The 13,989-nt window shown below is 61.6% G+C and carries 7 protein-coding genes; 6 read left to right on the forward strand and 1 reads right to left on the reverse strand.

Going from position 1 to position 13,989, the window contains the following annotated elements:
• Positions 1 to 148: 148 nt before the first annotated feature.
• Both D8U70_RS16975 and D8U70_RS16980 read left to right on the forward strand, forming a co-directional pair.
• A complete protein-coding gene (locus D8U70_RS16975) occupies positions 149 to 2,269 on the forward strand; it encodes a TonB-dependent copper receptor (RefSeq protein WP_130929361.1) in 2,121 nt (706 codons plus the stop codon).
• 150 nt (positions 2,270 to 2,419) lie between these two features.
• Positions 2,420 to 3,793: a PepSY domain-containing protein gene (locus D8U70_RS16980; protein WP_130929362.1), complete on the forward strand. Its 1,374-nt coding sequence runs from the start codon at positions 2,420 to 2,422 to the stop codon at positions 3,791 to 3,793.
• 46 nt (positions 3,794 to 3,839) lie between these two features.
• On the opposite strand, the gene D8U70_RS16985 is transcribed toward D8U70_RS16980, so the two are convergent.
• Positions 3,840 to 8,648 (reverse strand): DUF4329 domain-containing protein, encoded by a 4,809-nt coding sequence (locus tag D8U70_RS16985; RefSeq protein ID WP_130929363.1) that lies wholly within the window; start codon positions 8,646 to 8,648, stop codon positions 3,840 to 3,842.
• A gap of 301 nt (positions 8,649 to 8,949) precedes the next feature.
• Here D8U70_RS16985 and urtA point away from each other — a divergent pair, with 301 nt between their 5' ends.
• From urtA to urtD, 4 genes are all read left to right on the forward strand, one after another.
• Positions 8,950 to 10,215 (forward strand): urea ABC transporter substrate-binding protein, encoded by a 1,266-nt coding sequence (gene urtA, locus D8U70_RS16990; RefSeq protein ID WP_016771886.1) that lies wholly within the window; start codon positions 8,950 to 8,952, stop codon positions 10,213 to 10,215.
• A 215-nt stretch (positions 10,216 to 10,430) separates the two neighbouring features.
• On the forward strand, positions 10,431 to 11,933 hold the full coding sequence (gene urtB / locus D8U70_RS16995; RefSeq protein ID WP_122707780.1) for an urea ABC transporter permease subunit UrtB: 1,503 nt from the start codon (positions 10,431 to 10,433) through the stop codon (positions 11,931 to 11,933).
• Entirely contained in the window at positions 11,933 to 13,012 is a 1,080-nt protein-coding gene (gene urtC / locus D8U70_RS17000) for an urea ABC transporter permease subunit UrtC (RefSeq protein WP_016771887.1), read from the forward strand. Before urtB ends, urtC begins: the two co-directional genes overlap by 1 nt.
• 23 nt (positions 13,013 to 13,035) lie before the next feature.
• Entirely contained in the window at positions 13,036 to 13,878 is an 843-nt protein-coding gene (gene urtD / locus D8U70_RS17005) for an urea ABC transporter ATP-binding protein UrtD (protein ID WP_172834043.1), read from the forward strand.
• The last annotated feature ends 111 nt before the right edge of the window (positions 13,879 to 13,989 follow it).

The following is a 13,989-nucleotide window of genomic DNA, read 5'->3' on the forward strand; positions in this document are numbered from 1 at the left end:
GGGCCATGCCCGCCAACCCTTCTTCCCCGGCGCCCGCACCCGCGCCCCGCCCATCGCCACGTAAACACGCACCTCTGATTGCACACGGTTGAGAAGACAGCTCCAGGCTGCCGGCCGTGGTGTTTACGACTGTTCGATGGAAATTGTCATGTCCAGGTTTACTGCTGTCCCCTGCGCGCAATCTGCCCGCGCGCACTTTGCCCTGAATGAATCGCGGATTCGTTGCAGGCACGCTATTGCCGTCCTTTGCGGCGTGCTGCTGACACCGCTGGCGTTGGCTGATGATCACACCGGCCACGGAAATGAACTGAGCCCGACGGTGATCACTGCCATCGCCCCAAGCTCGCCACTGACGATCGTCACCAACCCCAAGGATCCGCGCCAACCGGTGCCGGCCAGTGACGGTGGCGATTACCTGAAGACCATTCCCGGCTTCGCTCTGGTGCGCAATGGCGGCACCAACGGCGATCCGGTGCTGCGCGGCATGTTTGGTTCGCGCCTGAATATCCTCACCAACGGTAGCATGATGCTCGGCGCTTGCCCTGGCCGGATGGACGCGCCGACTTCGTATATTTCACCGGAAACCTACGACAAACTCACGGTGATCAAAGGCCCGCAGACTGTCCTCTGGGGGCCGGGCGCATCGGCCGGTACGGTGCTGTTCGACCGTGAGCCGGAGAACTTCGGCGAACTCGGCACTCGCGTCAACGCCAGCATCCTGGCTGGCTCGCATGGGCGTTTCGACAAGGTTGTCGACGCGGCTGCCGGCGGTCCGTTGGGCTACGTGCGCGTCATCGGCAACACCGCGCATTCGGATGATTACCGCGATGGCAACAACGACATCGTCGCCTCGCGTTACGACAAGTGGAACGGCGATGTCGCACTGGGCTGGACGCCGGATGCCGACACCTTGATCGAACTCACCGCCGGCAAGGGCGACGGCGAGGCGCGGTATGCCGGGCGCGGCATGGACGGTTCGCAATTCCTGCGCGAAAGCCTCGGCCTGCGTTTCGAGAAATCCAACATCAGCGAGGTGCTGGAAAAACTCGAGGCGCAGGTCTACTACAACTACGCCGACCATGTGATGGATAACTACACCCTGCGCACCCCGTCCGGCACCGGGATGATGGCAGGGCCCATGGCGTCCAACGTCGACCGTCGCACCCTCGGCGCGCGGCTCAAGGCGACCTGGCGCTGGGCTGATGTTCAGCTGATCGCCGGCCTCGACGCACAGACCAACGAGCACCGTCAGCGCAGTGCAATGGGCGTCGATACCTACAAGCAGCTGCCGTACAGCAAGGACGCCGATTTCCATAACTACGGCGTGTTCAGCGAAATGACCTGGTACGCCGCCGAGCGTGATCGCCTGATCACTGGCGCCCGTGTCGACCGTGCTTCGGCCGAGGATTACCGGCAGACCACCGGCTCGGGGATGATGTCCCGCCCCAACCCGACCGCCGACGACACCCGCGCCGACACCCTGCCCAGCGGCTTCATCCGTTACGAGCATGACCTCGCCGACAGCCCGACCACGCTCTATGCAGGCCTCGGCCACGCGCAACGCTTCCCGGATTACTGGGAGTTGTTTTCACCCAAGTCCGGCCCGGCAGGATCGGTCAATGCGTTCGACTCGATCAAACCGGAAAAGACCACGCAGCTCGACTTTGGCGTGAACTACAAGAGCGCCGACCTCGAAGCCTGGGCCTCGGGTTACATCGGTGTGGTACGCGATTACATCCTGTTCGACTACACGCCGGGAATGATGGGCATGAGCACCTCGCGCGCCGAGAACATCGACGCGCGGATCATGGGTGGCGAACTGGGAGCTGCCTACAACCTCACCGACAACTGGAAAGCCGATGCGACCTTGGCCTATGCCTGGGGCAAGAACAGCAGTGACGGCTCGGCCCTGCCGCAGATGCCACCGCTGGATGCGCGTTTCGGCCTGACCTACAGCCAAGACAACTGGAGCGCCGGCGCACTCTGGCGAGTGGTCGCCGCGCAGCACCGCATCGACGCGAACAAGGGCAACGTGGTCGGCAAGGATTACGCCCAGAGCTCGGGCTTCGGCGTGTTCTCGCTCAACGGCGCGTACCGCATCAACCAGCACTGGAAGGTCAGCAGCGGCGTCGACAACCTGTTCGGCAAAGCCTACGCCGAGCACCTGAACCTGGCTGGCAACGCGGGGTTCGGTTACCCGGCCAATGACCCACAGGCAATTAATGAACCGGGGCGCACGCTCTGGACCAAAGTGGATATGAGTTTCTGACACCAACACCTACCCATGTGGGAGCGAGCCTGCTCGCGAAGACGGCGCCACGGTCGGCATTGATATCGACTGAACAACCGCTTCGCGAGCAGGCTCGCTCCCACAGGTAAACAGACAACGAAAAGAACCAAGCCAAGCGGAGCACACGTGATGCAAAAGCCTCAACCCAATTTCTACAACCTGGCCTGGCGCTGGCATTTCTATGCCGGGCTGTTCGTCGCACCGTTCATGGTGATGCTGGCCCTGACCGGGATCATTTATCTGTTCAAACCGCAGCTCGATTTGCTGATGTACAGCAGCCTGCTCGAAGTACCGGCCGGGCACCACACAGTGCCGGCCGATGACTTGCTGCAACGGGTGAAAGCTGCCTATCCGCAAGGCCAGGTCACTCAGTACCTGCCGCCGGTGAATGCCGAGCGCAGCGCGCAATTCGTGGTGAAAAATGCAGGTCACGAACTCAACGTGTTCGTCGATCCGTACCACGGTGACATCCTCGGCGAGCAGGATGCCAAGCAGAATCTGCAAGCCATCGCCCGTGCGATCCACGGCGAATTGATGATTGGTACGGTCGGCGATCGGCTGATCGAAATGGCCGCTGGCTGGGGCGTGGTGCTGGTGGTCTCGGGGCTGTTTCTGTGGTGGCCGCGCGGTCAGGCGGCGGGCATTCTATGGCCGCGTTTGAACAGCCGAGGTCGAGTGTTGTGGCGCGATCTGCATGCGGTCACCGGGTTCTGGGGCGCAACATTGCTGCTGGTGATGTTGCTCAGCGGCATGACCTGGACCGGTTTCTGGGGCAAGCAATACGCGCAGGTGTGGAACGTGTTTCCAGCCGCCATGTGGGACAACGTGCCGACCTCCGACATCGAGGCGCGCAGCCTCAACAGCGCGACCCGCCAGACCGTGCCGTGGGCGATGGAAAACACACCGATGCCGATGTCCGGCGACCACGCCGAACACATGAATCACGGCAATGCCCATGCCGGTCCCGCAGCACCCGAAGTCAGCCTGCAGGATGTGCAGAACATCGCCAGTGAGCGCAAGGTCGAGCCCGGCTACAGCATCACCCTGCCGACCACCGCCACCGGCGTGTTCACCATTGCCGTGTTCGCCGATGACCCGCGCAACGACGCCACCCTGCACGTCGATCAGTACACCGGCAAGGTCCTCGCCGATGTGCGTTTCGAGCACTACGGCACCGTTGCTCGCGCCACGGAAATCGGCGTGATGCTGCACGAAGGCAAGATGTTCGGCACCTTCAACCAGATCGTCGTGCTGCTGATCTGCCTGATGATTCTGCTCAGCGCCGTCAGCGGCGTGGTGATCTGGTGGAAGCGTCGGCCTGAAGGCAAGTTCGGCGTGCCGCCGTTGCGCCATGATTTGCCGACATGGAAAACCGGCGTGGCGATCATGCTGGTGCTGGCGGTGGTGTTTCCGCTGGTGGGGGCTTCGCTGCTGTTCGTGTGGTTGCTTGACCGGTTCGTCTTGCCACGAGTCGCCCGGCGCACCGTCGATCTACCGCGCTGATAGTGTGGCGCGGGCTCAGTGGCCCGCGCTCGACTCGGCATGCGAATTACAACTCATCTCTGATCCGCACGGCACCTTCGGCCGCCGGCTGCTGCCGACGGATTCGCCAACCACTGCCCAGGTGCCCGGTATGGCGCCAATACGCGCCTGCCACCAACACCTGAAATTCGCCCAATTGCAGGAGTCGCGAGACAAATTGCCCAGGCGTGAGGCGGCTGACCCATCGCCCGTTTTCATAAACGACCGAACGGGTCAGCAGCAGATCCCGTTCGGCGTCTGAGTACACTGGCGTGTATTTGAGCAACTCATGGCCGGGCGTGGAGTAGTAATACCCACGAATATCGAAACCTTGGTTTTTCAACTCGTGGGTGTGTGCATACACCAGCGCGGGTTCGGCGAAATTACTGCGGATCTGTTCGTTGTCAGCGACCAGCAAGGTATTGCCCGACAGGCTGAATTGATGACTGGCCACGACGGCATAACCGTCAGGGAAGCGCGGTGCCGGTCGGCGCCAGTCGGTCGCAGGGTCCTCGGCAGTACGGAAAAGACGCAGACGAAGATTCTCCTCGTTGGCGAACCACGCAACAGGCTCCAGCGGGACAAAGCGCTGGCCGGAGTCTTCCCCGAGAACCGCGCCCTCATAGCCGGTCCGAGCGAGTATTTCATTGTCGGTCCGTTGCTGGGCATAGCGGGCAGCATCGTCGGGATGCTGGAAGATCGGTCCCAGCGCCGGAACCGGATGATTTTGCCAATGGCGCTCACGAGATATCTCGGCAAGGCCCGGTTGCCAGTCCTCCCCGACCCGACCACGGCGAGACCAGCAGGCGCTGGTTTCAATGACATGCAGGTCACCGGCTCGCGCCATCCGATTTACGTATTCGACAAGGCTGAAAGTGCCCTTGCTGTTGTTGCGTTCATCAATCGCCGCCTGCTCCATTGACACAAAAGCGTTGGGGCGCAATTCCACTTGCCCGAACCGGTCGAAGAACGTGCCGGGCTCGAACGCGTGCAGTTGCAGCCTCAGCAGCGCTCCGTCGGCGCAGGAGAAGTAGATCGGCTTGTAACCCTGTGGCGTACTGGCCCGTCGACACGCCTGCTGGACTTCGCTGGGCATGATCAGCACATGCCGGATATCCCTGGGCCGTGCGCCAAGCGGTGGCAGGACGGCGCGCAGATAAATCGAATCCAGCAGAAAGCCTGATGGCAGTCGCCCGTGCTCGAAAATCCGGTCCAGAGCCAGCGCAGACCGTTGTGCAGTCAGCGGCAGACTGGCAAGAAACACACTGCCGTCCGAGCGCAGGATGACACCGAAAGTCTGCGTATCGCGGCTCACCGCCAGCTCATGGACGTATCTAGCGGCCGCATCCGCCTGAAGAAATAACGGGCCGCACACCGCCGCAGTAGCGGCTTTGCTGTAATCCGTCACGATCTGCAGATCGGCGGAGAACGGCACCCAGCGCGATACTTGCCGGGGCAGGCCCCACAGGTCACTGCCGGTGACGACCTGCAAATAACCGGTTCTGGCGAGCGAGTCGATCCAGTCGATCGGTTTCAATTCACCGCTGTAAAGGCGCTGCTTGATGGTCTCGCCATCCAGTGATGCGGGCAGGCTATTGCTTGCCGTCAGGGCAATCGACAGATCGGCGCGCAGACGCTCCCACAACCCAGGCTGATAGCGAATCGTCGCACCGTCCGGCGCAAACAGGTATTCATCCCAGACCACAGGCTTGCGGGTGAATGCCGAGTACAAGGTGTCGACCGACAGCATGTTCAAGTAGATCTGTTTGTCGATGGCCGAAAACGCTACCGACAGCTCCCTCGGGACTCTGGAGCGGTAACGCGCAACGATCCGGCAATTTTCTGGAAACAGTCCGGCAGCGCGAGTCTCGTCGGCGATGATCTCGCTACTGTCGAAATTTTCGCGTGTCACTTCAATCGGCGAGGTAGCGACGTAGAGGCCGTCGGAGCGTTTCAGAATGACACCGCCATAGAGCTTGTCGGTGCTCTGCGGCAACAGCGATCGGGCATGCACCGCCGCATCGTCGGCACTGTGAAAAACCGGCCCCAGGGCGCGTCGCTGCAGATTCGCGTAAGGCTGCCAGGTTTTCTTGACCAAACCCGGCCGGTCCCAGCACAGACTCGTACGCAGCACGTCAAGTTGACCACTGTCGACCACGGTGTGCACGAAGTCGGATGGCAACAGCCTTTGCGCAGCGAGATCGTCCTTGAGCGTTTGCAGCGTCGTCTGCGAGCTGTCGTCGTAGAACAACTTGCTGGAGCTGTTGAACACATACCTGAGCAGAGCACCATCACCAGTGGCGATATACAAAGTCCTGTGCCGGCCAGTGGCGACGACCGGGCGCCGCTCGGAGAGATACATGGCAACGGTCAGCGTCTCTGGCGTGACGAAGTAATGCGCGAGCCAGTCCTGGGGATGGCGCAAGGTTTCCCCGATTCGCTGGTGCATGTAATACACGGCATGCAGGTCGAAGCCATCCGGGTACTGATACCAGGGAGCCGTCCTGCTGGAACTGAACACCGACTCCTGACGAAACAGATTAGTGCCGCTATCGCTGACGGGTATCAGCTCGCTGGCGATGTATTCCTCCCGCCCCACGTGCTTGAGGATGAAGCCGAACCAGGTTTTCTTTTCGTCGTGCAAATACACGTCAGTACTGGATTGACTCAGTGCTGCCTCGTCCGCCGAGGAAAACACCGCACCAAAGAAAATCCTCGCAGGACGCTTCCACGGCATTGTCGTGGCGCCAGGCGCAGGCACTTGCGTTGGCGAATATGGCTGCAAAGAGAGATCTGGCAATGACGGTTTCGGTAACGTCGGCAGCGGCGGCTCAGACTCGCCTGGTTCAGCCACTGACGCTATTGGCAGGCTCCAGTCAGCGCCGATTTGCCCGCGATAGCCCCACAGTGCGTGATCGATCAGGTTGAACAAGACGCCGGCCTGCGCCTGTTCACGCACAAAGGCTTGTGGCCGTTCAGTGCCGTTGCGCAGCGCACTGGCTAGCTCGCCCGGGTGCTTGCCAGTGCCGAGGCGTCTGGCCAGCTCTCTGGCGACGATGGTGGTGTAGGGCTGGAACCTGATCAGGCTGTCACCAGCACCAGAGCAATACAGAGCGATCCCGTCGAGCAGGGTCTGCCGCAGCTCGTCAACGTTGAGCATCTGCACGTCCAGCAGAGCCTCGGCACGGGTCCAGCGCAGATACCGGATATGCACCGGGTCAAGTTGCGAAAGCGCAACGTGAGCGACATAACGCGCATGCATGGTGTGGTCGTCTGGAAACACCGGCCGACCGTGATTGTCCAGAGGATAAAGCCGCCCCTGGCTGAGCGTATCGATATCCCCGGGCAAGGGTTCGGTCACCACGAAACGCTTGTCGCTACGCTGAAAAACATACCCCGCGTGCTGCTGATCACGGCGAATGCCCACGAGCTCATGGGCATGGCGAACCGCATCATCGGCCGCCAGAAAAGCCCGGCTCAATCGCGGCCAGGGGAAATTGGCGAAGGGCTGCCATTGCAGACCCACCGGCCCCAGATGCGCCCACAACGCACTGCCGCGCACGACCTCCAGGGTCCCGGCCAGTACCAGCATCGAAACAAATGCGCGGGTATCCAGTGTGCCGGCCAACAGCCTTGCCTGCACACCGTTGTCACTGACCGTGCCGTCCGACTGCGTAACGCTCAGTGCCGCTTCGATCGAATCGCCGCTGAAGCGGTACTTCAACATCGCATGATCCTGCGCCCGCATGTACAGCGACAACGCACGCCCCGCTTGCGCCAGATGTTGGCTGCGGGCATTCGCTTCAATAGCCCAGGCGATCTCCCGGGGCGTGAAGAAGTTCTCGTAGAGCCACGGCTGGCCAGGTGAAAACTGTGCAGGGTCGGGCCGCGAGGCAAAGTAAAAGCCCTCCAGCAAATACCCCCTGGGCAGCTGCAATTGCCCTTGGGCATCAACCGGAAATATTCGCTCAGGATCCCAAGCGGCGAGCCCGGCCGGCCGCGCATGGGTGGCCACATACTCCTCGCCAACCAATTTTTTCAATATCAGGCCCGTCGTCTGCGCGCCTCTGGATTTCAACGCGGCCAGCACGGCGCGTTCGGCATTGACGCAGACACGGGTCATCAGCGGCAGTTCGGTGACCACACCCTTTGAAAACGACGCGCCGGCCTTCCAGTCCGCAGGTACGCGCCCCACCGAGTAGCCCCAGTCGGCATTCGAAACAATGACTTTGAGTTCACCCACGGTCGCCAGTTTGTTGATCACCGCCATCACGTCATAGGCCCCCGCCGGATGGCCCGACGGCCCGCCTGACTGCTGCCAGAGAAAGTAGTCGCGCTCCTCGGGCGAGCCGCTCGAGACGTATTTGAGCAAGCTGCCATCCGGGCCTGAAAGGTAAGCGCTGCGGAAAAAATCCCGCGCCGACACATCGCCAATGAAATCGCCGCCTGAATAGAAACTCATGAACAGCCGAAGCAGTGTTTCATCCTGACGCCGATTGCCATTGCGGAACTCGGCATGGATCGGCGGATGGCTGTGAACGCTGGCGACGCACCGGTAGCCCAGCGGATGAAGCATGCCGCCAAGGACATCGGTCTGCACAATTGTGCCGAAGTCAAAACCCGTGGCTTGCCCGGCGATGGGTGAAGTGGCGAGCAATTTCCCGTCCGGACGCAGCAGGATCACGCTGCCGTACTCTTTGTCCGGGTTCAGTGGAATCCGCGTGTGCACCCAATAGGCGGCGTCCTCTTCAGTCAGAAAGGCCGGGCTCAGTGGCGGCAGCTTGAACGTTGCTGAAGAACTTGCGGTACGACCGGATCGGCCTGAGACATGACTCATAAAAACCTGCGCTGAGAATCGGGATGAGCGCGTGAGTGTGGGCCGTCGGGTTTCACCTGCTGTGGTACAGGGTTATCGCTTTTGTATCCGCATCTGAGTGCCAGCCCGCGCCCCAATCTGGCGCAACTGGACGCACCACCGCCCGACTACCGTCCCCTCCTGGTGCACGCCCACAGCGCGCAGGCGCTCTGGCACGACATTTTCTTGCCTGAACGCGACCGGGCACAGCCTTTGCAAAACACACCTTCAGTCGTCCGCATCTGCCAACCAGAAAAAATCAAATGTTCATGGAGATCGCACAATGAAGCGTCGCAGTTTGATCAAGGCTTTCACACTCACGGCATCCATTGCCGCGATGGGCATGACCTGGACTGTCCAGGCCGCCGAGACCATCAAGGTCGGGATTCTGCATTCGTTGTCCGGGACCATGGCGATCTCCGAAACGTCGCTCAAGGACATGGCGCTGATGACCATCGACGAGATCAACGCCAAGGGCGGTGTGAACGGCAAGATGCTCGAGCCGGTGGTGGTCGATCCCGCTTCCAACTGGCCGCTGTTCGCCGAAAAGGGCCGACAGCTGCTGACCCAGGACAAGGTCGCGGTGGTGTTCGGCTGCTGGACCTCGGTATCGCGCAAATCGGTATTGCCGGTGTTCGAAGAGCTCAACGGTCTGCTGTTCTACCCGGTGCAGTACGAAGGCGAAGAGATGTCGCCGAACGTCTTCTACACCGGCGCCGCGCCGAACCAGCAAGCGATCCCCGCCGTTGAATACCTGATGAGCGAAGAAGGCGGCAGCGCCAAGCGCTACTTCCTGCTCGGCACCGACTACGTCTACCCGCGCACTACCAACAAGATCCTGCGCGCATTCCTGCACTCCAAAGGCGTGGCCGACAAGGACATCGAAGAGGTCTACACGCCGTTCGGTCACAGCGATTACCAGACCATCGTTGCCAACATCAAAAAATTCTCCGCCGGCGGCAAGACTGCCGTCATCTCCACCGTCAACGGCGACTCCAACGTGCCGTTCTATAAAGAGCTGGCCAACCAGGGCCTGAAAGCCACCGACGTACCGGTGGTGGCGTTCTCGGTCGGCGAAGAAGAACTGCGCGGCATCGACACCAAACCGCTGGTGGGCAACCTCGCGGCGTGGAACTACTTCGAGTCGGTGGAGAACCCTGCGAACAAGAAATTCGTCGCGGACTGGAAAGCCTACGCGAAGAAACACAACCTGCCGGGCGCCGATAAAGCCGTGACCAACGACCCGATGGAAGCCACCTACGTCGGCATCCACATGTGGGCGCAGGCGGTCGAGAAAGCCAAATCCACTGACGTCGACAAAGTGCGCGAAGCGCTGGCCGGACAGACCTTTGCTGCGCCATCCGGTTACACGTTGACCATGGACAAGACCAATCACCACCTGCACAAGCCCGTGATGATCGGCGAAATCCAGAGCGACGGTCAGTTCAACGTCGTGTGGCAGACCGAAGGCCCGATCCGCGCGCAACCATGGAGCCCGTACATTCAGGGCAACGACAAGAAGCCGGATTATGCGGTGAAGAGCAACTGAGGCGAATTCAGTTTTTGAGGCGAGCATGAGACTTCCCCCTCACCCCAGCCCTCTCCCTCAGGGAGAGGGGGAAAGGGAGCCGATCTTCATGCTCTTCAAACCCTGAGTTCGACTCAAGTTCGCAGGTCGCAGCACATCGTCCAGACACCTCGGTCAGTCCCCTCTCCCTCCGGGAGAGGGTTAGGGTGAGGGGGCGGTTGAACAGGACACCACTAATGCCCACTGCCATACACCGCGTACTTCTCGCCATCGCACTGTTGCTGCCACTCCTGGCCCACGCCGGCGATGCCGAAGACTTCGTCGCGGCCAATCCGATGCAACAGGCCAAACTGCTGGAAGCCTGGGCCGCGCAGCCCGATCCGGCGCGTATCGAATTGCTCAACGCCCTGCAACAAGGCGAGCTGACGATCGATGGCCAAGCGAAAACCCTGCGCCTGAACAATCGCCTGCGGGGTCTGATCGACACCGCAATGGCCAGCCATCAATTGCTCGCCGCTGACAGCAAGATCCGTCTGGGCGCCGCGCAGCAATTGCAGAAAAGCGCGAAACCCGCGCAGCTGAAATTTCTCGACCGGCAACTCGCTGGGGAAAAAGATGAAAGCGTGCATGCCGCCCTGAGCCTGGCGCTGGCCAATCTGCAACTGGTCGACAGCGACCCGGCGGTGCGCCTCGCGGCGGTACGTCTGCTCGGTGAAACCGGCGACCCGCTGGCACGCACGCGCCTTGAAGGTCTGCTCGAACCGGGCGTGGAAAGCGATGCCGGCGTGCGCACCGCCGCTGAAACCAGCCTCGCGCAGGTCAAGCGCAAATTGCTGATCGGCGAAGTCCTCGGTCAAGCCTTCAGCGGCATGTCGCTGGGCTCGATTCTGCTGCTCGCCGCCCTCGGTCTGGCGATCACCTTCGGCCTGCTCGGGGTGATCAACATGGCTCACGGCGAGATGCTCATGCTCGGCGCCTACTCGACCTATGTCGTGCAGTTGATGTTTCAGCGTTACGCGCCGCAGGCCATCGAGTTCTATCCGCTGATCGCGCTGCCAGTGGCGTTTTTCGTCACCGCCGCCATTGGCATGGCGCTGGAGCGCACGGTCATCCGCCACCTTTACGGTCGACCACTGGAAACGCTGCTCGCGACCTGGGGCATCAGCCTGATGCTGATCCAGCTTGTGCGTTTGTTGTTCGGGGCGCAGAACGTTGAAGTGGCCAACCCGGCGTGGCTGTCCGGCGGCATTCAAGTGCTGCCGAACCTGGTGCTGCCGTACAACCGCATCGTCATCATCGCTTTCGCATTGTTCGTGGTGGTGCTGACCTGGCTGCTGCTGAACAAGACCCGCCTCGGCCTCAACGTGCGCGCCGTTACCCAGAACCGCAACATGGCCGCCTGCTGCGGCGTGCCGACCGGGCGCGTGGACATGCTCGCCTTCGGTCTCGGCTCGGGCATTGCCGGCTTGGGCGGCGTGGCGCTGAGCCAGATCGGCAACGTCGGTCCCGACCTTGGCCAGAGCTACATCATCGACTCGTTCCTGGTGGTGGTGCTCGGCGGCGTCGGCCAATTGGCCGGTAGCGTGCTGGCGGCATTTGGCCTGGGCATCGCCAACAAGATTCTCGAACCGCAGATCGGTGCGGTGCTCGGCAAGATCCTGATCCTCGCGCTGATCATTCTGTTCATTCAGAAACGTCCGCAAGGCCTCTTCGCACTGAAAGGACGGGTGATCGACTGATGAACCAGCCTCTGTTAGTCACGGCCACACAAAAGGCCGGGCCGAAAGCCACGCTCGCGGTCGGCGGGGTGATTCTCGCGCTGCTGATCGTTCTGCCGCTGCTCTCGTTGTTGTCGCCAGACAATGCCCTGCACGTCTCGGCCTACACGCTGACCCTGGTCGGCAAAATCCTCTGCTACGCCATCGTCGCCCTGGCGCTGGATCTGGTCTGGGGCTATGCCGGCCTGCTGTCGCTGGGCCACGGTCTGTTCTTCGCCCTCGGCGGGTACGCGATGGGCATGTACCTGATGCGGCAGGCGGCCGGCGATGGCTTGCCAGCGTTCATGACTTTCCTGTCGTGGAGTGAATTGCCGTGGTACTGGACCGGCACCAGCAGCTTTATCTGGGCCATGTGTCTGGTGGTGTTGGCGCCGGGTCTGCTGGCGCTGGTGTTCGGCTTTTTCGCCTTCCGTTCGCGGATCAAGGGCGTGTACTTCTCGATAATGACCCAGGCGCTGACCTTCGCCGGCATGCTCCTGTTTTTCCGCAACGAGACCGGGTTTGGCGGCAACAACGGTTTCACCAATTTCCGCACCATTCTCGGTTTCGGCATCACCGAACCGGGCACCCGCGCGGTGCTGTTTCTGGCGACCGTGCTGTTGCTGGTGGCCAGCCTGTTCATCGGCTGGCGCCTGGCGCAAAGCAAGTTCGGTCGGGTGCTGACGGCGTTGCGCGACGCGGAAAACCGTTTGATGTTCTGCGGCTACGACCCGCGCGGTTTCAAGCTGTTCGTCTGGGTGCTGAGTGCGGTGCTGTGCGGTCTCGCCGGAGCGCTGTACGTGCCGCAAGTCGGCATCATCAACCCCAGCGAAATGTCGCCGACCAACTCGATCGAAGCGGCGGTGTGGGTCGCCCTGGGCGGGCGCGGCACGCTGATCGGGCCGCTGCTCGGCGCCGGCGTGGTCAACGGCATGAAGAGCTGGTTCACCGTGGCCTTCCCGGAATACTGGCTGTTCTTCCTCGGTGCGCTGTTCATCGTCGTGACGTTGTACCTGCCCAAGGGCGTGATCGGTCTGCTGAAGAAACGAGGTGAACAATGAGAGTCACAGCGAGTGCTGAATTCATGCTGGAGCCGGCGTTTTTCCCCGTGGAACCGAACAAGGACGAAGGCACCAGCCGCGACTCGATCGGCCTCGGCCAGCGCGTCGGCCCGGGCCTCGATACGCGCCACGGCACCATCCTGACCCTGGAAGACATCAGCGTCAGCTTCGACGGCTTCCGTGCGCTGAACAATCTCAACCTGTACATCGGCGTCGGCGAACTGCGCTGCATCATCGGCCCCAACGGCGCGGGCAAGACCACGCTGATGGACGTGATCACCGGCAAGACCCGGCCCAGCCACGGCAAGGCCTGGTTCGGCGAAACCCTGGATCTGACGCAGATGAGCGAAGTGCAGATTGCCCAGTCCGGCATCGGCCGCAAATTCCAGAAGCCGACGGTGTTCGAAGCCTTGAGCGTGTTCGAAAACCTGGAGCTGGCGCAGAAGACCGACAAGTCGGTGTGGGCCAGTTTGCGTGCGCGCCTGAGTGGCGAGCAGAAGGATCGCATCAGCGAAGTGCTCGAGACGATTCGCCTGACCACCTCGGTCAATCGCCAGGCCGGGTTGTTGTCCCACGGCCAGAAGCAGTTTCTCGAGATCGGCATGTTGCTGATGCAGGACCCGCAATTGCTCCTGCTCGACGAACCGGTGGCGGGCATGACCGACGCCGAAACCGAGTTCACCGCCGAGCTGTTCAAATCGCTGGCCGGCAAGCATTCGCTGATGGTGGTCGAGCACGACATGGGCTTTGTCGGCTCGATTGCCGACCACGTCACGGTGCTGCATCAGGGCAGCGTGCTGGCCGAGGGCTCGCTTGAGCAAGTGCAGGAAAACGAGCGGGTGATCGAGGTCTACCTCGGCCGCTGAAGACCTAGATCGTTCCCACGCTCTGCGTGGGAATGCCGCCATGGACGCTCTGCGTCCGCCGTTATGTGACGCGGAGCGTCACGGGATGAGTTCCCACGCAGAGCGTGGGAA

It is taken from the genome of Pseudomonas sp. Sample_20, from assembly GCF_004307585.1.
Lineage (GTDB): Bacteria > Pseudomonadota > Gammaproteobacteria > Pseudomonadales > Pseudomonadaceae > Aquipseudomonas > Aquipseudomonas atacamensis.